At 40.7% G+C, this 23,094-nt stretch carries 28 protein-coding genes; 18 read left to right on the top strand and 10 right to left on the bottom strand.

Annotated elements, in window-relative coordinates:
• Position 1: 1 nt before the first annotated feature.
• Positions 2-661, bottom strand: a complete 660-nt coding sequence (locus tag WAE59_RS12785; RefSeq protein WP_337856356.1) for a hypothetical protein — start codon at positions 659-661, stop codon at positions 2-4.
• A 119-nt stretch (positions 662-780) separates the two neighbouring features.
• On the opposite strand from WAE59_RS12785, the gene WAE59_RS12790 reads away from it, so the two are divergent.
• The 4 genes from WAE59_RS12790 (at position 781) to WAE59_RS12805 (ending at position 3,474) form a co-directional block, all read left to right on the top strand.
• Complete coding sequence (locus tag WAE59_RS12790) at positions 781-1,320, top strand: hypothetical protein (RefSeq protein WP_337856357.1); 540 nt, start codon at positions 781-783, stop codon at positions 1,318-1,320.
• A 101-nt stretch (positions 1,321-1,421) separates the two neighbouring features.
• The gene (locus WAE59_RS12795; protein ID WP_337856358.1) at positions 1,422-1,883 is read left to right on the top strand and encodes a hypothetical protein; all 462 of its coding nucleotides are present in this window, start codon (positions 1,422-1,424) and stop codon (positions 1,881-1,883) included.
• A 164-nt stretch (positions 1,884-2,047) separates the two neighbouring features.
• Positions 2,048-3,199, top strand: coding sequence for an ATP-binding protein (locus tag WAE59_RS12800; RefSeq protein ID WP_337856359.1), 1,152 nt, complete (start codon positions 2,048-2,050; stop codon positions 3,197-3,199).
• The gene (locus WAE59_RS12805; RefSeq protein WP_337856360.1) at positions 3,196-3,474 is read left to right on the top strand and encodes a PD-(D/E)XK nuclease domain-containing protein; all 279 of its coding nucleotides are present in this window, start codon (positions 3,196-3,198) and stop codon (positions 3,472-3,474) included. The genes WAE59_RS12800 and WAE59_RS12805 overlap by 4 nt, the downstream gene beginning before the upstream one ends.
• A gap of 201 nt (positions 3,475-3,675) precedes the next feature.
• Here the strand turns inward: WAE59_RS12805 and WAE59_RS12810 are convergent, their stop codons facing one another.
• Both WAE59_RS12810 and WAE59_RS12815 read right to left on the bottom strand, forming a co-directional pair.
• Positions 3,676-4,155, bottom strand: coding sequence for a DUF6794 domain-containing protein (locus WAE59_RS12810; protein ID WP_337856361.1), 480 nt, complete (start codon positions 4,153-4,155; stop codon positions 3,676-3,678).
• A gap of 202 nt (positions 4,156-4,357) precedes the next feature.
• Positions 4,358-5,020: a hypothetical protein gene (locus WAE59_RS12815; RefSeq protein WP_337856362.1), complete on the bottom strand. Its 663-nt coding sequence runs from the start codon at positions 5,018-5,020 to the stop codon at positions 4,358-4,360.
• Positions 5,021-5,203: 183 nt separating this feature from the next.
• Between WAE59_RS12815 and WAE59_RS12820 the strand changes: the two genes are divergently transcribed.
• From WAE59_RS12820 to WAE59_RS12830, 3 genes are all read left to right on the top strand, one after another.
• Positions 5,204-5,761: an RNA 2'-phosphotransferase gene (locus WAE59_RS12820; RefSeq protein ID WP_337856363.1), complete on the top strand. Its 558-nt coding sequence runs from the start codon at positions 5,204-5,206 to the stop codon at positions 5,759-5,761.
• Positions 5,762-5,881: 120 nt separating this feature from the next.
• Entirely contained in the window at positions 5,882-6,553 is a 672-nt protein-coding gene (locus WAE59_RS12825) for a hypothetical protein (RefSeq protein ID WP_337856364.1), read from the top strand.
• Positions 6,554-6,584: 31 nt separating this feature from the next.
• The gene (locus tag WAE59_RS12830) at positions 6,585-7,487 is read left to right on the top strand and encodes a hypothetical protein (protein ID WP_337856365.1); all 903 of its coding nucleotides are present in this window, start codon (positions 6,585-6,587) and stop codon (positions 7,485-7,487) included.
• 58 nt (positions 7,488-7,545) lie between these two features.
• Here the strand turns inward: WAE59_RS12830 and WAE59_RS12835 are convergent, their stop codons facing one another.
• Positions 7,546-8,019, bottom strand: a complete 474-nt coding sequence (locus tag WAE59_RS12835) for a hypothetical protein (protein WP_337856366.1) — start codon at positions 8,017-8,019, stop codon at positions 7,546-7,548.
• 229 nt (positions 8,020-8,248) lie between these two features.
• Here WAE59_RS12835 and WAE59_RS12840 point away from each other — a divergent pair, with 229 nt between their 5' ends.
• The 4 genes from WAE59_RS12840 (at position 8,249) to WAE59_RS12855 (ending at position 11,173) form a co-directional block, all read left to right on the top strand.
• Positions 8,249-8,833: a Crp/Fnr family transcriptional regulator gene (locus WAE59_RS12840; RefSeq protein WP_337856367.1), complete on the top strand. Its 585-nt coding sequence runs from the start codon at positions 8,249-8,251 to the stop codon at positions 8,831-8,833.
• A gap of 67 nt (positions 8,834-8,900) precedes the next feature.
• Positions 8,901-9,563 carry a CPBP family intramembrane glutamic endopeptidase gene (locus WAE59_RS12845; RefSeq protein WP_337856368.1) on the top strand — a complete coding sequence of 221 codons (663 nt, stop codon included), beginning with the start codon at positions 8,901-8,903 and terminating at the stop codon, positions 9,561-9,563.
• Positions 9,564-9,642: 79 nt separating this feature from the next.
• Complete coding sequence (locus tag WAE59_RS12850; protein WP_337856369.1) at positions 9,643-10,212, top strand: Crp/Fnr family transcriptional regulator; 570 nt, start codon at positions 9,643-9,645, stop codon at positions 10,210-10,212.
• Between the two features lie 100 nt (positions 10,213-10,312).
• The gene (locus tag WAE59_RS12855; RefSeq protein WP_337856370.1) at positions 10,313-11,173 is read left to right on the top strand and encodes an SDR family oxidoreductase; all 861 of its coding nucleotides are present in this window, start codon (positions 10,313-10,315) and stop codon (positions 11,171-11,173) included.
• A gap of 15 nt (positions 11,174-11,188) precedes the next feature.
• On the opposite strand, the gene WAE59_RS12860 is transcribed toward WAE59_RS12855, so the two are convergent.
• From WAE59_RS12860 to WAE59_RS12870, 3 genes are read right to left on the bottom strand one after another with little or no spacing between them, the layout of a single operon-like run.
• Positions 11,189-11,764, bottom strand: coding sequence for a hypothetical protein (locus tag WAE59_RS12860; protein WP_337856371.1), 576 nt, complete (start codon positions 11,762-11,764; stop codon positions 11,189-11,191).
• A gap of 1 nt (position 11,765) precedes the next feature.
• The gene (locus tag WAE59_RS12865) at positions 11,766-12,404 is read right to left on the bottom strand and encodes a DinB family protein (protein WP_337856372.1); all 639 of its coding nucleotides are present in this window, start codon (positions 12,402-12,404) and stop codon (positions 11,766-11,768) included.
• 54 nt (positions 12,405-12,458) lie between these two features.
• Entirely contained in the window at positions 12,459-13,043 is a 585-nt protein-coding gene (locus tag WAE59_RS12870) for a Crp/Fnr family transcriptional regulator (RefSeq protein ID WP_337856373.1), read from the bottom strand.
• Positions 13,044-13,183: 140 nt separating this feature from the next.
• Between WAE59_RS12870 and WAE59_RS12875 the strand changes: the two genes are divergently transcribed.
• On the top strand, positions 13,184-13,702 hold the full coding sequence (locus WAE59_RS12875) for a hypothetical protein (protein WP_337856374.1): 519 nt from the start codon (positions 13,184-13,186) through the stop codon (positions 13,700-13,702).
• A 71-nt stretch (positions 13,703-13,773) separates the two neighbouring features.
• A complete protein-coding gene (locus WAE59_RS12880; RefSeq protein WP_337856375.1) occupies positions 13,774-14,562 on the top strand; it encodes a M48 family metalloprotease in 789 nt (262 codons plus the stop codon).
• A gap of 149 nt (positions 14,563-14,711) precedes the next feature.
• On the opposite strand, the gene WAE59_RS12885 is transcribed toward WAE59_RS12880, so the two are convergent.
• Complete coding sequence (locus WAE59_RS12885; RefSeq protein ID WP_337856376.1) at positions 14,712-15,506, bottom strand: hypothetical protein; 795 nt, start codon at positions 15,504-15,506, stop codon at positions 14,712-14,714.
• Between the two features lie 379 nt (positions 15,507-15,885).
• Here WAE59_RS12885 and WAE59_RS12890 point away from each other — a divergent pair, with 379 nt between their 5' ends.
• From WAE59_RS12890 to WAE59_RS12905, 4 genes are all read left to right on the top strand, one after another.
• A complete protein-coding gene (locus tag WAE59_RS12890) occupies positions 15,886-17,217 on the top strand; it encodes a HEAT repeat domain-containing protein (RefSeq protein WP_337856377.1) in 1,332 nt (443 codons plus the stop codon).
• An 80-nt stretch (positions 17,218-17,297) separates the two neighbouring features.
• Positions 17,298-17,717, top strand: coding sequence for a hypothetical protein (locus tag WAE59_RS12895; RefSeq protein WP_337856378.1), 420 nt, complete (start codon positions 17,298-17,300; stop codon positions 17,715-17,717).
• A 74-nt stretch (positions 17,718-17,791) separates the two neighbouring features.
• Positions 17,792-18,073, top strand: a complete 282-nt coding sequence (locus WAE59_RS12900) for a hypothetical protein (RefSeq protein WP_337856379.1) — start codon at positions 17,792-17,794, stop codon at positions 18,071-18,073.
• A gap of 102 nt (positions 18,074-18,175) precedes the next feature.
• Complete coding sequence (locus tag WAE59_RS12905; RefSeq protein ID WP_337856380.1) at positions 18,176-18,685, top strand: HAD domain-containing protein; 510 nt, start codon at positions 18,176-18,178, stop codon at positions 18,683-18,685.
• A gap of 12 nt (positions 18,686-18,697) precedes the next feature.
• Here the strand turns inward: WAE59_RS12905 and WAE59_RS12910 are convergent, their stop codons facing one another.
• Together WAE59_RS12910 and WAE59_RS12915 are read right to left on the bottom strand one after the other, a co-directional pair.
• A complete protein-coding gene (locus tag WAE59_RS12910) occupies positions 18,698-19,717 on the bottom strand; it encodes a hypothetical protein (protein ID WP_337856381.1) in 1,020 nt (339 codons plus the stop codon).
• A 241-nt stretch (positions 19,718-19,958) separates the two neighbouring features.
• A complete protein-coding gene (locus WAE59_RS12915) occupies positions 19,959-20,255 on the bottom strand; it encodes a hypothetical protein (RefSeq protein WP_337856382.1) in 297 nt (98 codons plus the stop codon).
• 269 nt (positions 20,256-20,524) lie between these two features.
• Here WAE59_RS12915 and WAE59_RS12920 point away from each other — a divergent pair, with 269 nt between their 5' ends.
• On the top strand, positions 20,525-22,930 hold the full coding sequence (locus WAE59_RS12920) for a carboxypeptidase-like regulatory domain-containing protein (RefSeq protein ID WP_337856383.1): 2,406 nt from the start codon (positions 20,525-20,527) through the stop codon (positions 22,928-22,930).
• Positions 22,931-23,094: the final 164 nt, after the last annotated feature.

Genomic DNA, 23,094 nt, shown 5'->3' on the forward strand with positions numbered 1-23,094 from the left:
TCTATTTCAGTACACCCTCTTTGAAAACCTTTGAGAATGCACTTTCTTCAAGCTGATCCAATGTGCTAATGCCATGAATCTTTGAGAGCGTATGTACAAAGTAACGATCAAATTTTAATACTTCCGGTGACACCCCGTTCAAATATTTCGGCTTGTGGTCGATTACCCGCATATCCCAATCTGCATCAATCAACCAGGCTTTACAGGCAGCCTTAATGCGATTAAATCCTATGTAGGCAGTGTTTGACCGATTGAGTTCTTCAAATGATATCTTGGGAAGTTCAGAAAAGGCCACCGGGTCAATTTTCAATTCTTTGAGCTCGTTATTTCCTGGTGGGTGTATATCAGTTATGAAAATATCATTATAGAGGTAAGGTTGGTAATTCATATGCAAATTGCTCAGCAACGCATCAAATGAATCCTGCTTCCCATAAGGCAAAACCAGGAGTATGTAGGAATCGCCTGCATAACCCATTGTAAATTTAGTCACACCGTTTGGCAATACGGTGATATTAGATTTAGCCGAATCTTTCGGGAGTACCTGATGCTTACCATTAAATTTTTTAATCAGTAATGTCGTTTTTCTTACAGTAGTCATCTGGGCTTCTGATTGAAGCGTAAAAAGAAATGACGTGATCAGAATTGATAGAATTATTTTCATAATGATCTTCTACTAGTAAATTTACGTCATTATTAATCGTAAGCTAAATCATATCTTAACCGAATGCAGTAGCTTTTTGCTTTAAAATTACCTATTTTGGTCCGTATAAACATCTGGTTATGCTCAAATTATTAATTCTGTCTTTTTTTATTTTTAGTGTTCAGGTTCAGCAAATATCAGTTCCTAAAGGAAGCACTGATTATCTGGAATCCAGTGCTTCATTTTATGGTATCAAGCCAGGAGATAATGTACTTAAGCATGAGAAAAAAATAGAATTTTCGGAGGATTTTAAAGATGGTACTTACTTTTACAATTACGTGTCGAAGCCTTTACCAATAAATATGGCTAAGATCGAGCACTTTGCAGTGATATCCTTCAGAAACAGAATTTATTCTATGAATGGCCATTTTCCTTCAGCATCTGGGCCGAAATTGCTCGCCTATTTTTTGAAAGAATATGGGCCGTATCATACTAGTTCAGAGCCTACAAAGAATTTATACAACTGGCGCAGTAAATCAGTGTCACTCGACCTAAATTATCAAAAGTCTACAACTGGAATCGGTAGTTTTACCTTCATGCATATTCCACTTCGTGATGAATTGTATAAGACACCCAAATTCCGGGAAGCAATGGAAAAAATCGGTAGACTTATTGACTAGTCAACTATTGCAAGTAAATGAAAGTTGGTACTTAACAATTAGTTCATGCTAAAACGGTTAATTTGGTAATGACCAGGATAAGACCATTCTCCATACTATGTATGATTATAATCCTGTGCTATTCCTGTGGCGACAAATGCAGCGATCAGAAAGATATGATGTTTATATCCAATTCCTCGATTCGCATTGTGTATCGTACTGCCAGCAACGGTTTTTTAATCAAAGATAAAGGAGGGGTATATCTGCCGAGCGATATCTCTGTGTACGATGAAAATAATCAGAAAGTCAGCTTTTCTTTGCAACCTCGAATGTCAGAACAATCTGGAGATTACTATGTACTTTCCATTTATTTTCTTAACGATAAATCACCGGCGCCAGGGCGCTACAATGAACGGAAGGTGTTTGTTGACTTTAAGACAACCACGGATGTTTTTGAGCTTAATTTCAACATCAAACGGCTTGACTGCGGTGATATCCTGGAATATATGAACGTAAAGTACAACGGCGTTCAGGCCGCCTCCATAAACAATGGTTATGATGTCGAGTTTGAAGTTGTAAAATAGCATTTAAATAGGCGAAGCAGATAGCTAGTGGGAAAATACTTGTTTTTACACTGGCATCCGATTCTTTAGTGCAATCTTTTGAGATCGTTGAATGTAAGCTATAGCAAACCAGAGGAGTACTTTTCCGCAACGATGTATTGATCGGTTTTTATTACCTTAGCGTCATGATGAAAAAGCTGGCCATCGGACAACAGGATTTTCCTAATTTGATCCATAAGGATTGTATTTATGTGGATAAAACAAAATGCATCTATGAATTGATGGAGTCTGGTGGGAGTACTTTTTTCTTAAGTCGGCCGCGTCGTTTTGGCAAGAGTTTGTTGTTGAGTACGCTCAAAGCAGCTTTTGAGGGTAAAAGAGATTTATTCAAAGGTTTATATATCGAAGATAAAATTGACTGGGAGCCTCATCCGGTCATCATGCTTGATATGAGTAAAGATGCCTCATCATCTGAGGTTTTGAAATTGGGTCTTTCACTAAGTTTGAAAACAGAAGCCGCGTTTCACCAGGTAGACTTAGGTCTTTACGAAGATGCCCCAGCTGCAATGCTAAGTCAGCTCATAGCCTTGTTATACTTAAAAACAGGGCGACAGGTTGTCGTCTTAATTGATGAGTACGACAAGCCTGTATTAGATCAGATGCATGATCTGGATAATGCCAATGAGATACGAAAAGTGTTGCAAGGCTTCTATGGTGTATTGAAAGCTTCTTCCGCCCATCTCAAGTTTTTAATGGTTACCGGGATTACCAAAGTAAGTCAAACCTCCATATTTTCAGGATTTAATAATCTGAATGACATTAGCTTCAAGGAGCAGTATGCAGGTATTTGTGGTTACACTCAAACGGAATTAGAGCATGATTTTGCTAGCCATATTGATGCGCTTGCGAAACATAACGAGGCCAGTAAGGAAGATACACTCGTTGAGATCAAACACTGGTACAACGGATACAGTTGGGATGCCAAAACTTTCGTGTATAATCCTTATTCCGTGTTGCTTCTCCTGGATAAATTGCGATTCAATCCGCATTGGTACAGCACCGGTACACCAACTTTTCTCTTGAAATTGCTGAAAACCGGTGATAATCTGGAAACTGTGATGCAAGATAAAATCGAAGTTTTTGAAACCTTTACCGATGGTCAGGCCTTGGAGAATCTGGGTACTATTGCGCTGTTGTTTCAGTCTGGTTACCTGACTATAAAAGGTTTCAACAAGAAAGAACAATTCTATGAGCTCCAGATTCCGAACGAGGAGGTAAGACGGGCCATATCCGAATTGGTATTACTCATTACCAGGCCTTGTTCCAGTTGGCCATGACTTTATCTAACATAGAGCATCGTGGCGAAAGTTCGCACCGTGGCGGTCGTACAGATGCGGTTTTGCTCTTTGAACAACATGTGTATGTTTTAGAGATCAAGTACGCCTCAGCAGAAGCTGACGTAGCTATTGCTTTTGAGCGGGCTATGATGCAGATCAAGGAGAAAAATTATGCCTTGCCCTACGTAAATCAAGGCAAAGACATTCGTCTTTTGGCATTGGTGTTTTCCAAAGCTGGACTGAATTATAAGGAAGAGAAATTTCTCGAATCCTAATGCTGATTATACCTTATTTAGCTATCACCTGTTGGTTTTTCCTCAATAGTATTTTCTCAATCTCAGCATTCAGCACAGCCGTGGTACAATTTTAGAATACATTGCATCGCCTATTATCATGGCGTTTATTTAGCATTTTTCGCTCATTGAAGCTGTTACAAATGAAAAGTTTAACTAATCTACTTTCGTCGCTGATAATAATTACCCATATTCACCAAGTGCGCCAATCTCTCTTATGAATTTGATAAGCCGACGCTTATTTAATTTACGCTTCTTTCTCATTTTCGGCCCCTTTAAATCTTTTCCATTGAGGTAACGATGGTAGGCGAACAGAATAAATGATGACGTAGCGTCCGGCACAGTGTATCCAAATCTAGCGAAGTATGTTTTAAGCCGGGATCCCTGCCAAAGGCCCCAGTTGTTTCTTATCCACATGCCCAAACCAAAATGTGCTCCCGAAGCAAATTCATAGTCAGCCATCAGCCTTGCCTTATTTTTCAAGCTATCTGGATATATGACGTCCAGTTGGGAAAAGCAATCTTTTATATCTTTTGGAATGTAGATTCCATTTATTGTATCAGACAGATTTATCTCTTTTAGAGAAGACTTGTCCTGAGCTGATAACATGCTCGAAAGGAATAATGAGAGTGCAAGGCAATAACTTGCTAGCGTCCAGTTCATCGTTTGTCAAAGATAGTAAATGCTCGTTTGATTCGGCTTTCCAAATCTCTGAGAATTTAAGTGGAGTATTTACCCCATAGCATTTTTCTTTATATTAGCATAAAAAGAACTTTAGGGTACGCCATTACCTCATCAATTACTGCAAATAATAAAGGTTTTCTTTTACTGAAATCCCGATAATCACATGTATGAGATCGTGATCTTAACCTTTTCTTTCGCTGTAAAAATCTGCGTAGTAGAGTGGGATATCGAATCCAAATAAACTCCCTTTTTTAATTACACCTTTCGTTTTGGGGTTCACAAATACGTAGAAATCGTAGGTTTTAACATCAGCTAAAAACTTGACAACATACACCTCATAACCAATATTAATGTTTTTAATCATTTCAGCTATGTTGTCATTCATCTCTTTTACGAAAACTGTATCATTCTGTTTGGATTGATTTTCAGATAGAAACGTCATTCTGATTGTGTTATTTTTAACATCATTTTCACCGAATCTAGAAATTATCCCCCCGCCGCTCAGATAAACCTCTTTGTTTTTTGTAAGATAAAATTTTACTTCTTTTTCATCTTTAATCGCTGTTAAGTATTTGTAGGATAGTAGTTTTAGACTCTTGTCAGCATTTGATATCAAAAGTGGGAAATTGCGGAACAAATTCTTGAAATTATCTTCAGTTGTCTTCAGTGGTATTCCATAATCGAACAATGTAGTTGTCTTCTCTTGGGGGGTAGCTTGTTGAGCATTTATACTGGTGCTCAAAAATATAATAATGACGCAGCTTAAAAAGCTTCTCACAAGGGGAATAGATTGAAGGTTAAGAGGGTTTACTAACAGGCGATAGAGCGCGGTAATTGTTTTCATGAGCGTTTTTTTTACTAAGTTAACAAAAATGTTATTGGTATATAATAGCTTTTGTACTTTTATTTTGGCGACTGTAAAAATGGCTGCCGAATGAATCTACCCAATTTAAAGTAATAATAAGTAAGTAGTTTATTTTTCTACATTTATGCTTGTGAACGTTTTCCTTCTTTTTCCAGGCGCTTTATGAATCAAAAAAATACAAATACCGTCAGCAAATTTCTAAGTCTGGTGTTGAGGCATCAACCAGAACTGATCGGCATCGAGTTGGACAACGAGGGCTGGGTCGATGTGGCTACGCTCATCAGTCAGGTCAACGCGCATGGTACCCCTTTAGATATGGCATTGCTGGAGCGCGTTGTAGAAACGAATAGCAAAAAACGCTTTGCATTTGATGAAGGCAAAGGACGGATCAGAGCTAGCCAGGGGCATTCTGTAGCGGTGGAGTTGGGCTATGAGCCTCAAACGCCACCTGAGATACTCTTTCATGGCACTACCGAAAGATTTCTCAATTCGATACTGAGCACTGGACTGGAAAAAAGGCAAAGGCAACATGTCCATTTGAGTCAGGATCACGCGACGGCAATGCAAGTGGGTGCGAGGCATGGTAAGCCCTTTATCCTTACTGTTCTGGCAGCTGAAATGCATGCTGCGGGTCATGTATTTTATTTATCGGCGAATAATGTATGGCTTACGGATCATGTGCCGGTACAGTACCTGAAATACCTTCCCGAAATCCTGTAGGTTAACCTAGCTTCAAACTGTCAATGCTTGCGACAGTCTCGAACTATCGAATGAAAACATAGCATTATTGAAATGGATGTGGTACAATAGTTGAACACCACAAAGAAATCATCTTAAATTATGCTATATCACACAGAATTACTGAAACGACTGGAAAGCGACGAAAATCTAAAAAAGGCGTATGCTGGCCAGGTCAGCCTGGGGCAAAATAAACTCATTGCCTTACCTGTCGTCATCGCGTTTTTTGCAGCATTTGTTGGCTACTATTGTTACGATCTATCAAAAACAGACTCAAGTTTCACCAGCTACCTGCAGATTTGTATCGCAATTATTGCGCTTTGTATTGTAGCAGCAGTAATGATGCAAGCTAAAGCCAAGAAACAGGTACTTGGCAACTTAAGCAATATCAAAGTGTGCCTGGCCAAGAAAATATATGGCAATGACCAAACACAAATACACTACTGCATCTACACCACTGGCAAACTGCGCCACGATTCGGTTTTTTTGGAAGGCATAGCCGACAAGATTTTCAAAATCGATAACGAGCCAGACCAACAGTTGCAAAAGAAAATCAATAAAATGTTCCAGCCCCGTTTGGAAGGAATGAGTGCAGCGCCGGAGTTGCTTCCTACCGACTTTACTTCTGGCGAGCAGGTGTATAAAAAAGAATTCGCATTTTCCTCGCTTAACCCAGAGATGCAGGCAAGCGTCCGGGAAAATAACGATCAGTTTATTGTCTTGTCTGCTGATAACGGAAACGCCGTTTTACTAAAAACCCTTCCGCATAGTTAAATCGCATAATCGAACCCATTCACCAAGCCAAATGAATAAGTACGTCATTTTACTTTCGTCGCTGATATTAATCTTTATTCTCATTTCCTGCAGGAAAACAGCCGATAAAAAGGAAGACGAAAAAGTCTGGATCGTCGCGCAGCCACAAGTCGAATTGAACAAATCTAGTGTTGTGAAAATCTTCTTTAAAGGTAAACCGGATCAGGGTAGTGTCCGGGTCATCCAAAAGAACAATAAGACGGGTATCGATTTGGATGCTGCGGAAATCGAAAACAATATCGAATCTGACGGAACGAATCATTATTATGAGCTGGTCTTTACCGCTGGTGATCTGGGGAAGTCAGATCTTCCAGTTATAGCAGCAAAAATAGCAGGCAAAGACTACGAGAGTGCCCCATGTGCTATTGAAGTCGTAAAACAACAACATGTAGACAGTAATGCGGTAAAGCTATTTCTAAAGGCCGATAAGGATCGCTATCAATTGCAGGATACCATAAAAATCTCCTTATACGAATATGCTAAATTCTCGAGCACTGCAAAATTTACCCCTGCTGACCTTGTTAAAAATGGAGCACCGGAGGCCCTCTTCGAAGTGATTGATGAAGGAAATGTGGATTATAAAGTGGGCATAGTTGGCTTCAAATCGTATATCGATGCCAATTTTAATGTGGCAAAATTTACCTGGAATGTAAATGAAATTGGTAAGCAGATGGCGGCCTTGAATCAAGAAATTTTTATTAAGCAACAAATATTTGAAATGAAGATGATTGCCAAACGCAAAGGCAAATTCAGCATTCCAGCAAGCCGCTTCGATTATAAAATTTATCCTTACAAAGAGGCCTTTAAGGAAGAAATCCTAGGTCCAAAAGGAGTGTTAGAGACGAAAAATAGGATAGCTGTGCAATCTAATGTTTTGAATTTCGATGTGGAATAGCTGGTGAAGATGGTAGTTTACCAAAGCTTCAAACCCCAGAGAGCGCTCAATATTTCGATTATCTAATCAATTTCAGCGAACCTGCACATACGTCTCCTTCTTTGATTCCAACTAGCCACTGGTTAAGAAATTTAGTTCTATTTATATTCTCGGATTTGAGCATCCCATAGACGCAGTCCAAATATACCTGACCATAGTACAAAGGTTCCTCGACTGGAAATCTTGCTTTAAGATCTGCGATTCGAAGCTTTTTCCATAAGCCCTGAGCCTCTGTTAGGCGGCTGACGAACAAGCTGTCTTTAGCGTATTCTTTGAGGACTGCATTGAATGTAGAGTCTAACGTTTTTTCTGACGCTTCCAAACTGGATAAGTTTCTGCTCGTTTCCTTCATAGCCTCAATCTGTAAATCCATTAATCTTTGAATGCCTGTAGCACTTATATTACTGTCTTTGTTGCTTTTTTTCGGTTCTTGGCCATAGCAAGTGGCAAACAATCCCAGGATTGCGACTGCAGTTAATAAGTATGATTTCATGCGATTAAAAATTTAAAAATATTTGAGCGGCTGACCATTGCTTTTTATAATATAATAATGAGTGTCGTTTTTAACTTTGTAGACGGTGTCGCCGATTGCATTGTCTGTCTAAATTACATCAATAATACATTCAGGCCATACCGTATCTTAACTAAATATGGACGCTTTTTGCCATTAGGAAATCATCCTTTCCTACTACTTTGATCAACAAATTGAATATGTTTGTTGCATGAATCCTTCCCCTGAAGCTGTAAAGAAAGTTTTTGATCCGTATTACGAGGCAGATTTGCGTGTTTGGACAGGCTTTTCTGAGATGATACAAGTACGTGAGTTCAAAAAGACAGCAATCATCAAAAACTACCACACTGTAGAAAAATACCTCAATATCATCGTAAGTGGTTCCGTCGGAATATTTGTCTGGAATGGGAAGCGGGACATTTGTATTAATCTGCTGTATGAGCACAACTTCCTTTCCGATTACCTCTCTTTCCTCAGTCAGCAGCCGACTGTCATCAAATCAGAAGCCCTCGAAGACTGCACACTGTGGTCTGTCAGTTATCAGGATCTGAACAACCTGTATTCAAGAAGTGAGACCGGGCTGAGGATTGGTAAAGCCATTTCCGAAATACTTTTTGCGCGCAAACAGCAGGAGCAGATCAGTCTTTTGACGAAAAGTCCAGAGGAACGTTACCTCAACCTCATCACAGCAAGACCTGAAATTTTTCAGCGTACACCCCTTAAAATAATTGCATCCTACCTGGGCTTAACGGCAGAAAGCCTGAGCCGCATCAGAAAAAGGGTGACAGAAAAGTAGAACTTACCCAAAGTCAATCTTATTCTTCTTCCAATCCGATAGTTTTGTGCAAAAATTATCATCAGGTATGAAAGGAAAAGTAAATATTGCTGCGGTTTTTGTGTTTTATGTTGTTGCAGTCGCCTTTAGGTTTTTGGCGGTCAAAACCGGTTTGCTGTCGCACATCGAAAACGCTTACCTGCAAATTCTTTTGCGGGGTATAGGCCCGGCCATTGGCGCATTGGCAGCAGTGCGCATATTTAAAATTCCACTGAACCTATCCCTCAAAGGGATGTATGAAAATACGGTGACGCCCTTTGCCGTATATTGGTTATTGCCTGCTATTTTGATCTCTACAGTATATTATTTCATCGACGGAAGCTTTCCGATACTGCTCATGTTTACCGTTTTAGTATACGGCCTGCTGGAGGAGATTGGTTGGCGTGTGTTTTTGCAGGAGCAATTGAAAACTTTACCCAGGTTTTATTCCATATTGATCATCGCAGTCCTCTGGTTTGCCTGGCACCTGAACTTCGGGCTCAGTTCAGGCAACTTGATTTTCTTTGGTATTATATTTTTTGGTACATGGGGGATAGGGAAGGTATATGATAAAACCCGTTCCCTGCTGGCGGTCGCAGGAGTTCATTCATTGAATAATTTTTTCATACATGGTATCCATAAGACAGAATTGATACTGATCCTCGTATTGCTTGTCATCTGGATTGCATTCATTATCAGGTATAAGCGCTAATTCGGTCGTAAAAAGTTTCACCATTCTGTTTTTACCATATGGTAAAAAAACTATGCCCGATAAACCCGAAATTTGCCTAATGGAAGCGTTTATCAATTACATCTTGCAGTTTGGCAACCTGAATCAGCAGCAGACCGATTTTATCTTAAATAAGTCGGGCATATTGAAACTAAAAAAAGACGAGTATTTCTCTGAAGCGGGCAAGATTCCAAGATACGTGGGTTTCCTTACAGAAGGCGTAGTGCGTTTCTGCTATTACAACAATAAGGGAGAGGCGGTCACGCACTCATTTGTAGAGGAGAATAACTTTGTTTCTGACCAGCAAAGGTTCGAGGCACAGATCATTTCCTCTGAATACATTCAGGCTGAGACAGACTGTGAACTGATGGTTTTTTCCAAAAAGGACTGGGATGAGATTGGCAACACCATTGTGGGCTGGAAAGAGGTGGAGAATTTGATCTTAAAGAATTGTCTGCTAAAGGCAATTGAACGCAGAAGCCCGCTGGTTTCAGAAGATGCCACGAACCGTTACGCTTTATTCAATCAACATTTTCCTGGCCTCGTCAACCGTGTACCGCTATCACATATCGCTTCTTATCTGGGCATCACCCAACAGTCGTTGAGCAGGATCCGAAGAAATGTCCGCTAATTGTCTGTTTCCACTGCTGCCTGCGCTTTTTACCAAATGGTAAATGCTTTGCTCATCCTGGTATCGATTTTTGTTTCATTCATTTAAACAACAACAAGACATGAGCAAAAAAGTAGTTTTAATAACAGGAACAAATAGTGGATTTGGCTGGCTTACCGCACACAGTGTAGCAGCCCTGGGCCATCAGGTATATGCTACCATGAGAGACACCAAAGGTAAGAATCAGGAAAAGGCCGAAGCACTGTCGACCCTGGATAACGTGACCGTTCTGGACGTGACGCTGACTGAGGACCAAAGTGTGAAAGCAGCCGTAGATACCATTTTAGCAAAAGAAGGCAGAGTTGATGTATTGGTCAACAATGCCGGATTTTCTATGAACGGCGTGGCAGAGAGCTTCAGTACTGCAGACGTTCAGGCGATTTTTGATGTGAATGTATTCGCGCCATGGAGGTTCATCAAAGCGGTGTTGCCTGCTATGCGCAAGCAAGGAGAGGGCCTCATCATCAATGTGACCAGCGGATTTGGAAGGGTGTCATTTCCATTTGCCTCCATCTACGCGGGTTCCAAGTTCGGACTGGAAGGGATCAGCGAAGGACTCCATTACGAAGTGAAACGTTTGGGTATAGATGTGGCCATTTTGGAGCCAGGTGCTTTCCCAACCGAAATGGCTCAAAAAACGCAGTATGCTTCAGACCAGTCGGTATTTGAGGGCTACGCAGCGATTGCAGATTTCCCTGGCAAAATGATGGAAGCACTTGGCGGTCAGATACAATCGCACAATCCGGATCCGCAGGATGTAGCTGATGCTGTGGTTAAACTCATCGGTACGGACAAAGGCAAAAGACCGTTAAGGACAGTTGTGGACCCTATCACGGGCCAGTACATCGAGGCAGCCAATCAGGCAGTAGCTGAGCAATTTGCAAAGGGTCTCACCGTGTTTGGCATGGGCGAGTTGCTATAGCAAAACAAGCGATTGCTATTCATAATAGTAGGTGGTCAACAGTTTACGTCGATCGCCTACTAAAAACATGGAGGTCGGTTGACCTAATCGATTGTATTCGTAGCTGTAATTTGCAGTTACCGTACTGTTGCTGAGGTGGTCGGTCTGCACTGACTTGATGATATTTGAACGACTGTAAGCTATGGGAGATTGCAATTTGTCATACTGCCCGAAGTATGGATTAAGCTTTTGGTCATATTCAAAATACCGCATTTTTACCAGCTTATTTTGCTCATAAGTATAATTGATTTTGCTTAGTTTTCTTTGCTCATCTGAAATGTCCGATAGATACAGGATCCCGTCTTTATGGCGATACTCCTGAAACATCTCCATTCCGGTGCTTTCATCTTTGCTGATTTCCTGGTAAAGTTTGCCCAAGCTATTGTAATTATAGCTAACTAAAATACTATGGCCATTGCTGTTGATGCTTCGCGTAGAGGCAAGTGACTTGGCCTGTTCAGGGGAATTTGGCTCCGGCAAGATTTCAGGTTGATGTTTTTTACAGGCGAGGAGCACTAGAGGAAGAAAGCAAATCAAGATTTTTGTATTCATATCATTCAGCGATTGTAGTAAGCTCAGACGTGTTTCCGGGTAGATTCGCTACACCTGATGATGCAATAAATTGTTTTTCTGGCTGACCAAGATTGCGATTGGCCTGGCGGATATGCCGTTCGTTGTGTATGATCAGGAAAGCGAATGCCTCCCCAAGTCTTAATCTGATGATGGGGCTGATGGATGTCGGTATCCGGATGCCGTTTAGATCTGCCGATCCTGCTGCAGCAAGGAGTTGAATCAACTGTTCCTGCTGCTCGATGAACTTTGCCACGGTCTTATAGGCATCCAACTTTGGCGCTGGAAGGTGTTTTTTCAACGCTTTGTATTGGACAGCTTTCCGGTCTGGATCCATCATTTTGATCAGGTAATCTCCCAGCCAGCCCCGTTTCACCTGCCCTACAGGTCTGCCCCGATTGTCTTTCAGTGCCCTGGCGAACAGCGGCAGGTAAAAACTGCCATAACTGTTGAGGTGTTCCAGGCATTGTGCAATGCTCCAGCCGCCCTTTTCAGCGGGCTTATTCAGCTGCTCTTCTGAGCTGTTTTGGTAAATTAAAATGGCCTGCTGCAAGTGCAGCTCAACCCTATCATGCAGTTCCGCTACAAATGCTGCGTTGGTCAATATCTTACTGTGATTCATACTACGCAATTTGCACATTCAATGGCGCTACAAACTTGGTATTTACCATCATTTTCAAATGCTGAGCTTATTGATGAATTTGCTGAAATTTGTCGGGTCTATGCCCAAATAATTTGCCAGGTATTTGTGGGGCACCTGCTGCAGGATGTGCGGACTACGTGACAGTAAAGCGCGAAATTTTTCTTCCGAGCTGAAACATTGCAGTTCAACCATTCTCATGAGCAGACCGCTGATCGTTGCGCTTAACGACTTGTAAATGAATGCATCAACCGAGGCACTGGATTGTTTCAATCGCAGGATGTCAGAATAGGAAGCACGAAGGAAACTGGACTGGCTGAGCGTTTCATAATGATAGTTTGACGCGCGTTGCTCCAGCATCGCATCCAGCACACCACCAAAGGAAGGCGCATAAGTAAACACCAGGGTCGCCTCTCTTCCCGCTGCATCCTGGTAGTACACGCGCTGCTGTCCTTCCAGCACAAAGTACAGGTACCGTTCCTTTTCGCCCGAATGGGTCAGGATTTCTTTTCGTTTCGCGCTGAGCGGCTTCCATAGTTCGGCAAACTGTAGCCAGTCGGCTTCAGGAATAGGCTGAGCAAGACTTATGAATTTTCTTAATTGCTGAAGTTGAGCATCCATAGTGGTGAAAAAAGCATTCGATAATAAATGGAAAGATAAAAATAGATTTTGACTGATGCTGCATCTTCAAAAATCTCCAGCCATGTGTAGCGTTTTTCAAGTCGGCGCCGTCTTCTAATAAAGAAAAACCTAATATAAATATGAACATTCTAACTAAACCTCTTGCCTTTCTCATTTTATTAGCAACTATCATCAGCTTTCAAAGCTGCAATAAACGGCGGGATGACGGTCTGCGCTGTAATGAACTGTTGTCTCAGCGCCAGCCGGATCGGGTGATCCTGGTATTTCAGGACAAAGTCACTGGCCAACCGATCATCAAAGAAGGCGGGCTAGCTGCAAAGGACATACAAGTCATCCGCAGTTCAGATCAAAAGAGCATTACCAATTGGCGCGTCGCTCCTGACCAGCCGAATTCCCCGATTAGAGGTGCCGTTGAAATCATTATTTTTGAACCTGAAAGCGCTGAGGCAGTCTACCAGGTCAAATTGGGCAGCGAGCAGTCTGTATTGTTAAAATTCAAAGTTACGGCCCATAAAGCAGATGGCCCTTGCGGAGTGGACTACCTTCAGGCCGGGGACTTTAAGGTCGAAGGGGCAGGATTTGATTACTTCGAATATCAGAAACAGGTGTACAAAAATATACTGATCGTGAAGGTCTGATTGGCGTCCTGAAGATATTAGAAACATTTACAACCAGGCGTTGTTAGAAGATGAAATAATAAACATCTACTATGAAAAAATCTATCATTTACCTCGCCCTGACAGGCTTGGTAATTTCAATCGCTCCCTGCGCCTCAGCTCAAATTAAAATGAATTCTAAAGGTATCGGCGCCATCGGAAAAGGCGTAAAGGCCGCGACATTTTCTGATGCCGAAGCCGCCAAATTAGCTGCTGAAGCAGTGGCCTACATGGATACCCACAATACCGTAGCGGGGCCAACTGATCCTTACACCGTCAGGCTCAAAAAGCTGTTTGCTAAACACCAGACAGAAGGGGGATTAAATCTCAATTTTAAAGTGTACAAGGTGTCCGACATCAATGCTTTTGCCTGTGCCGATGGAAGTGTTCGTGTATTTTCCTCGCTGATGGACCTCATGACAGATGATGAACTGCTGGGAATCATCGGTCACGAAATCGGCCACGTGGCCAATAAGGATTCCCGTGATGCAGTCAGAAGTGCGTACAAAAGAGAAGCTTTGACTGATGCGGCATCCTCGCAATCAGGTGCGGTAAACGCATTATCTCAAAGTCAGCTGGGCGCTTTCGCAGGTGCATTGCTGGAAAGTAAATATAGCCGCAAGCAAGAGAGTGAGGCCGATGAATTTGCCTATAACTTTATGAAAAAGCACAATTACAAAGTGACAGCTTTAGCTTCAGCCTTTCAAAAATTTGCAGACATGGATGGCGCATCAGGAGCTAAAAGGAGCAAATCCGAAAAAATGTTAAGTTCACATCCCGACAGTGGTGAGCGTGCATCAAAAGTGCTCGAAAGGGCAAAAAAGGATGGCTTGAGCAAATAGAAATATACATTGAATAGCATCTTTAGCGAAAGGGAACACCAATTGGTGTTCCCTTTTTTCGTTAATCCCGACCCTGCCAAAAATATTTTGATCCTGAAGTGTAAGTTTTCCTAAGGATAAGGGATGCAGACATCCAGTAATCCTTAATGTTACCTGGAGGCAAAGAATTTCACATAAATGAGAAGTGCCAGGTACAGCACTAAGCCGATTGCCATTAGAATTCCCATAATCAAGCCCATGGCTTTCCAGAAGCTCAATGGACGGCGTTTTTCGCCGGGCTTGTCTGGAAAATACTTCCATTTGATGACCACACCCAGCACCATGCAGCCAAATAGCACCCACAGCCAGCGCTGGCGATAAGCCCAGTCTTTCAGGTGCAGCCATCGGGCTCCGCTTTTTGCCTGCAGTGACATATCTGTTGAGGTCACGTAAGTATTTCCCAGATAAGAGGTACCCGTCGTGATTTTAATGTTTGTTTTATTCTGCAGGTAAAAGTAGGTGTAAGGCCGGGCGTCGAGAGCAATCCTTTTCCCGTTGAATTGCAGGAGCACTGCCGTATGGTCAAATCCCAGCTTGCGGCTCATTACTTTATTGACGCTGATCACTTTAGCCTCTGCGATGACTGCGGGCTTGATCAGCGAACTGATGAGGATGTCGCTGTTTAGGAGGATGTAATGGCCGCTAAATAAACTGCCCAGCATGAACATCACCCAATAGCCAAAAGAATGGTACCATTTACCACCTTCGGAATAGGCCATGCGGAGGGCTCCATACGCACTCAAAGGGATGAAGATGACCATGAGCCAGATCCATACCCAGCCTGGAGTGTGATCAGTATACATTTCCAGGCACAGTCTGGAGAGTAGGTATACCAGGAGCCATAAGCCGAGATAGGCAAATAATATGGGATATTCCAGTTTTCGGAGGCGTTCTTTAGCAATCATTAGCGCTTAAATCTAATTCGTTGATGTGAGTTTAATGCCCTATTAACGATTTCAGGAGGTAAATTGTTCTACGCCTATTAGGCTGATTCGTGATTGAAAAGCAATTCAGCAGGGATTTGTAAGGCTAAAGCATATACTGACCCTTATGAGCTATAGCTAAAGCCCTTATCAGTCCCATATCAGCCAGGCCAGTCTTTGGGAAAATACATAACAGGAGGGATGCTGTGCGAAGTTTGGATTAACTGGAAAAAATCCTAGCTTTAGCTAATCGAATCAATTACTTATGAACCGAAAAAACGCTCTAATTAAATTACGCTCTATAAATCTGCTTTTTATAGTAAATTATAAAATCTGCTACACATTCCTACTGTTCCTTTTTATGAGTTCCGGAAGTTATGCGCAGACCCTGGCTGATTTTGAGCACCATTTCAGAGTTGTGGCGGAAGGCAATTTCCAGGAGCCAGATGTAGATAGTTTGAAGAAGATGTACAAGTTTTTGTACGGTCTGTACACGCCAACGAAAAAGGATAGCATCCAAAAGGAGGGAAAAAAGTATCCTTTAGATGACTTTTCAAAAACCGCGCTTTACAAGCAGCAAATCAACTTTCTTTTTAATGATACCGCATGGCATAAAACCAATCTTGCTTGTGCAATGGTAACTTATTCAAATGATACTAGTCGGATTTCACAGATCGTACAGCTTCTTGAAAGGAGAAAATACGCAGACATACAGGCCAGCTTTGCATTACTTTCTATGAAATCAAAGGATCTCATACCCTTGCTGCGTAGCATAGATTCTTTGAAAACCTACGAAACAGTAGGATATCTGGTCAGAGCATTTTTGAATCAGGAGCCAGAGATTTTGGAGAAATTTGCTTCGGACAGTATAGGCAGTCGTAATGATGTGACCAGGCAGATCGCGCTACAAGCGATGGCAAAAGGAAAAATAACTCCTGCAAAGGAGAAAGTATTGAAGCAATTAATATTGGATCATGACAGTCAGCAGGGTTGGGCAATTAGCGTTCTTTCAGAGATGGGTAGTCCGGACATGCTGGACTTAGTTCGTCCAAATCTTTTTAGCGACAGCGACCTGACTTGGGTCTCCTTTTTGGCATTGGCCAATAGTCCATCTGAACGAGATGCAAAAGCCCTTGATACCTTATTGCGGCAGGATCCACCAATTCCTCAGCTTTACAGGGCCTTGTCTCAATCTTCCAGAACGAAGTCCCAAAAGAAATGGCTTTCCCTTTTGAGGGATAAACCTTTTCCCGAAGATTACATTCCAATATTAGACGACCGTGATCCGATCTTGAAAAATGATGCTGTTTACCAGGATATATGCGAAACGATTTTATTTTCTGATAATGAATATATTTCCCAGCTTTTCAGCTATTTCAGAACCAGAAAGGACGAGCAAACAACTGCTTTTTTACTTAAATGCATATCTCTTCCTGGCGGAAAGCTAGCTAACAAAAATCCCATCTATGCCCGGTTAGCGGGAAGAAAAAGCGAACAGATCAGTAAAGCGCTCCCTTTAATTATGGATCAGATAGATAGCGCAAATCTAGGGGTAGTTAGTCTCCTTTTAGAATATGACAACTTCGATTATGTAGCTAAAGTGAAATCGTGGATAGCTGATCCAAATTTTAACGAACATCTAAAGCAAGGTTGTGAGGCATATTTGTCTAAGGCTACAGAAAGAAAATTGTAAGCGTACGATATTTTAAGATCCATAGAAATAAATAAAATATTGTTAAAACTTAACTCTCAACGAGGCATGTGTCAATAAATATGAAAGCTTTAAAAGAACATATCATTTTAATTAATGCACTGGCAGCCTTTTCTTTTGGTTTTATATGGATAGCCGATGGAAAGTTGCCTTGGACAATGTACATTCATATGCTGTTGTCCTTAGCGATGTATAATTTCAATGATATTCCCTTTATAGATGGTCCCAGAGTCTATAACGCGATCTATATGTACATCATAGTTTTAGCATATATAACTTGTCTTTTCAGCGGCTTTTTCTTTTCCTTCAGGAGAAAGTTAAGGGTAGTCGCATCACTATTTTTGTTTACGATATTCTTAACGCCACTTTTTTCAACCAGTTTTACAGATGGTACATCCTTAACAACAATATTGCTTTTTGTAGCCCTAAACAGCTTATCCGTCGTTGTTAATATATCCATGTTGAAAGAAAATAAATCCTAATAATTCACATTTCAAGTAGTCCACATGACAACCACTTTGTAAGGGAATATGTATGAAATTTTGTATTATTAAATATGAAAAAACAGCTCTTATATACGCTACTGATCAACCTCGCTTTTGCTTTGGTAATTTTCAATCCTGACTTATTTCACTTTGCGATGCATAAAGGTTATGATCCTAAATCTAAAAACATCGAACGCCCCTTGAATTTCTTAATTTTCTCCACCTTTACCGAAAACCTGGCCGTTTCAGAGGGTTTGGGAAATGGTCAAGTCCGAGAATATAAATACACAAATAAATATTTAGGCATACTCCGTATTTTCATTCCCGTTGGTAAACAAAAAATAGGTTCATAAAGGTGCCATTTTGAAGACCTAAATTGATGGATTACTTGATGAAGGGAAATTCGCCTAAGCAGCGAAATTCTGTAGTTTTACTTTACTGTTGACAACTTTTATATGAAATTTTTCTTAGACATTGATGGCGTAATGGTGCATGCTAATCCACATAAACCTGTAGAGTTAGAAGATGATGGATTTTATAAATTCAATAAGAAAGCTGTCGAAATTTTTAATTCAATTTTTTGCACAACGAAGGATGAATTAATATTATCTACATCACACCGCTATAAATATTCTATTGCTGAATGGAAAGTTATTTTTAAAAAGAGAGGCATTTCCAGTAGAAAGATTAGTATTGTCGAGAATTTAGGAGAGCATACTCATAAAGTATCAAGACGTGTCGAAATAGAATCTTGGATAAACCATAACCATTTTGATTTTGAAGATCTGGTGATCCTGGATGATGATAAGTCATTGAATGAACTACCATCTTCTCTAAAAAAAAGATTGTGCCTTACAAATTCATATACAGGGCTTAATGACGTTGAAGATTTAAAACAAATTGTAAACCGTAAACCAAAAGTTAACGTGAATATAGAATCCAAATATTATAAACATAGGCGGTAAATGACTAAATAGTTAATGTACCCAGCGAAAGACTTGTTTACTAATGATCAGTTTTGTAACATTTTTCGGATCCAGGCCATTTACCGAGATTACTTTGAAATTTTGTGGTTGGTCAAACAATATTTCTTTCTTCAGGTAATAGTCCAGCGTGCAGGATACTATGCCAATTTTGGCTATAAAGCCGAAACTCCCCAGACCTGGCTGGAATTGTTCTAACTTTTGTGACGAAAACATGATGCTCATTGCGTCATCATTGAGGCTTTCCCAATAGTTATAGATTGGCAGATGAAATACATTGGCCGTATCTACCCCGCTGAAATAGATGCGGTTTTGAATCTGTTGCCTGATTAGCTTAATATCCCTAAAGTCTTTTCTGAAGTTCTCTATATCCTTGAACCTGTAGGCTTTCTGGTAGGTCAAAGAGTATGGGATCACCGCGTCCTTAAATTGATTTGGGAAATACCAATCTACGTGTGATACTACTTGCGCGACTGAGAGTACTTGCTGCTCCACGAGAAAGTAGGCATCACGCATTTTGATGATCAAACGGAAGTCTTTCGATTTCAAGCTCGGCATCTCATAAAGTGCAGCTTCACTAACTGTAGCCAATTTGGGAATGATATTCTTCAAAACCTGTTCATGACTCAAGACATTCAGCGCAGCAACTTCATTTTTAGAAATCTTCTTTAACTTAAGTTGATCTCCAGGAGTTATCATCGGTACCATGGTGAACAATACATCGGAACTTAAGGAAGTCAAACGATTTCCTTCTTTCCTCAATGTGTCACTGTTTAGGCGCCCGATGTCAACTGTGTCACTAGTAAAGTACAGGTTGAAAATAGAAAGCGAAGTGTCCCCATGCTTTGTCAATACTTCATTCTGGGCCAATAGGATCTGGTTCACTACAGGTTTCCAGGTCAGCGTCTGTTTTCTTTCAAAAACAATGTATTGTTGGCTTTTGCAGGGAAGCACCAAAAATAAAACGAGGACTGTAAGTGTGGCTATTTTAATCGTAGGAGTAGCGTTAAACATAGGTAAAGATATTTCTTTCTGTATGGTAATGCAAATGTGCCTGCTTGTCTTTAAGGAATGTGCTTTCCGTAGGAATTGATTTCTATCGAATCGAAGAAGACAGTCTGATGCTTAGATATTTGATCTTGCCAATTGAAGAAGATCAAAACAAAGAGATGCCAAATAAAAAAAGGTTTTGGCGAAATCTATTTAGATAAGTATTTGAGGTTCTAATAAAACCAGAAGCATCAGAATCTATTTCCTATATCAACCCCGCATTTCCTAATATTCCAAATATCAGCAGGATACCCAGAAAAATAACAAAAAATGGCAAAGCCCTAAAGAAACGTTCTGTATAGCTTTTCGTGCCGGAGGGAACTAAAGCTACGATTGCTGTAAGTAAAAACATAGCCGGGCCAGTAAATACGAGTGCGACAAAGAGATTGATGACCCAGGTCAAATTCTGGTTCTGATAATCAGCGGGAGGGAAAATATTAAGCAATGGGTAGCCTACGCAAAATATCAATGCCGCAATTATCCAGAGTATTTTTTCTTTCATGTGGTTATATTAAAAACGGAAAAAATGATCTGGCCTAACACCCTTTATGCTTAGGCCGTAAGAAGATATTGCAATCAAAAAAATAATATACATAACAATACAAGATAGACTTTTGGGAATGTAATTCTATACAATTGTTTAAATGATCGGATATCTCCATATGGTATCGCAAACAGAGCTGTCAAATGTATTGATTGAATATAGCCAGAAATTTTAAAACTAATATTGTTTAGTTAAATTAGTTTTCATAAACCATATATTCATCTCCTATGACGCTCAATCGTTTTTTACTTGCCATAGCATTTATTTTGTCTCTTTGCATTACAGTACATGCTCAAAGCAGTTACGAAAAAGTACATCTTCACCTGGATAAGCCTTACTATGTATTGGGAGATACGATTTGGTTTAAAGCCTACGTAGTGAAAGGCAGCACCAATTATCTGTCTAACATTAGCGGGGCATTATATGTTGAATTAATAAATGAAAAAGATTCTTTAATCAGGTCTCTAAAAATACCCGTAATAGGTGGTACCAGCATGGGAGATTTTACACTGGACGAGGGCGTCGATTCTGGTAATTATAGAATCAGGGCTTATACCCAATGGATGAGAAATGCCGGGGAAGAGTACTTTTTCGACCAGAGTTTTAGAGTGAGCGGGATTGGAAGGTTTAACACCAATACAGTGGCAACGAATGGGGAGGATAGTCTGCTGCAAAGTGACATTCAGTTCTTCCCTGAGGGTGGTCTATTGGTGGGGGGAATTACATCTCGACTGGCATTTAAAGTTACAAGTATGAATGGGCTCGGTATCAACGTAAAGGGTGTTGTGCTCGATCAATCTGGCAAAAGTCTTTTTAACTTTCAAAGCCTACATGCAGGCATGGGGAGCTTTCCTTGGACACCAGAAACCAGCCAGACCTATACCGCGAAGTTCCTTTTTCCTAATGGCGAGGAAAAAACGGTTCCTCTACCATCGGCTACTGACACTGGCTATGTACTTGGCGTTTACCAACCCAATAAGGATAGTATACTCGTAAGGATCAATACTAAAACGCCAGATCAGCAAGTGGTTCTCGTTGCCAGGACTGGGTCTGAAATGGTTTTTTCTTCCGCGATCAAACTTAGCAAAAATGTCAATTCTGTATGGATCGAAAAAAATGTATTTCCTACAGGCATTGCACAATTTACATTGCTGGACCTAAAAGGCAATCCTATGAACGAGCGCCTAATTTTCATAAAGTCGGCGGATCAAATGCAATTAAACCTGACCACTGAAAAGAAATCTTACAATAGTCGTGAGCAGGTAACCATAAACCTGAGTGCCCGAGATGGTAACGGCAAGGCAACTGCTGGTACTTTCTCAGTTAGCGTAGTGGATGAGAGCAAAGTATCGATAGCAGAAACCACGGAACATACGATATTTTCAAATCTGCTGCTCAAATCCGAACTTAGAGGTTATGTCGAAAAACCCAATTATTACTTCAGTACAGATACTTCAAACAGTGATGAGGCCCTAGATAACTTGATGCTTACACAAGGATTCAGGCGCTTTGAATCAAAAGAGAAAGAACAGAAGCCCGCTTTTGAAGCAGAAGGATTGGAAACGGCCATTTCTGGAACTGTAAAAACGCTGGGAAATAAATTTCTTCCCAACGCAGCAGTTACGCTCATATCGTTGAAAGCCAACATCATTAAGGGGACAACAACGGATACAGCCGGCCGATTTAGATTTGATGACCTCCTATTGACAGACAGTATCAAATTTGCTATACAAGCCAAAGGGCCTAAAAATTCTGCTAAAGTAGAAATCATCTTGGATAGCATTTCAAAAATGCATATAGGGAAGAATAAGAATGCAGCAGATCTCAGTAGCAATATGATTGGAAGCATGCAAGCTTACATCGAAAATAACAGGATGTTAGACAGTATTTACGAGAAAACAGGACAACTGGACCGCTCGCAAAGATTGAGGGAAGTAAATATAAGCGCCAAAAGACAGGAGCAAAAAAATGCCTATCAGGGAAATATTACAATCCCAGAAGGACATGCTGACAAAACGATAGACATGGAAAAGCAAAAGACATTTGGTAATTTAGGGACAATGCTCAAGAGCTCTCTGCCAAATGTAACATTCAAGCCCTATCAACCAGATCCTTATGGGCCAGAAATACAAGAGTTTCCTTATGCATATAATCCGATCACCAATGCTGTGGAACCTATGAAAATCATCCTTGAAGGAAGAAGCCTTGATCCTATAAGCGCAGCGGGAGTATTTGATAATACAATACTGGATGCTAGTGATATCGCGAAAATTGATATTGTACAAATGAATCAGGCATTGATAGGAATGCTCGGAGGGCCTTCAATCGTAATCTACAGTAAAAAGAAGGGCAAAATAAACCAACCTCTTAACTTAATCAATGTTCACCCAAAAGGCTTCAGCAGGGTCAAAACGTTTTACAGTCCTAAATATGATTTGCATAATGATAAGCACATTTCAGACCTGCGTACTATGATTTATTGGAACCCAAATGTAAAAACCTATGCTAATGGCGAAGCTAATTTTTCATTTTTCAATGCTGATGGGCCGGGTAAGTACAAAGTAATTATCGAAGGAATCAATGGTAACGGAGAACTTGGTAGATATACATTGAGATTTTCGGTATCCAAGTAGTTATCTTGCTAGTTTTCAAGCACCAAGATTGAACCGCAACTAAACTGTTGTAGGTATGAGCCTAATGTAATCAATTTTTTTAGGGATTTGTCGTTAATTAAGCATCTCACACAGTACTTGATCTCTAAAACAAAGCAAAAGCAATTGTGGAATTCTGAATAAAA

Source organism: Pedobacter sp. GR22-6 (assembly GCF_037402555.1).
In the GTDB taxonomy this organism is placed as follows: Bacteria; Bacteroidota; Bacteroidia; order Sphingobacteriales; family Sphingobacteriaceae; genus Pedobacter.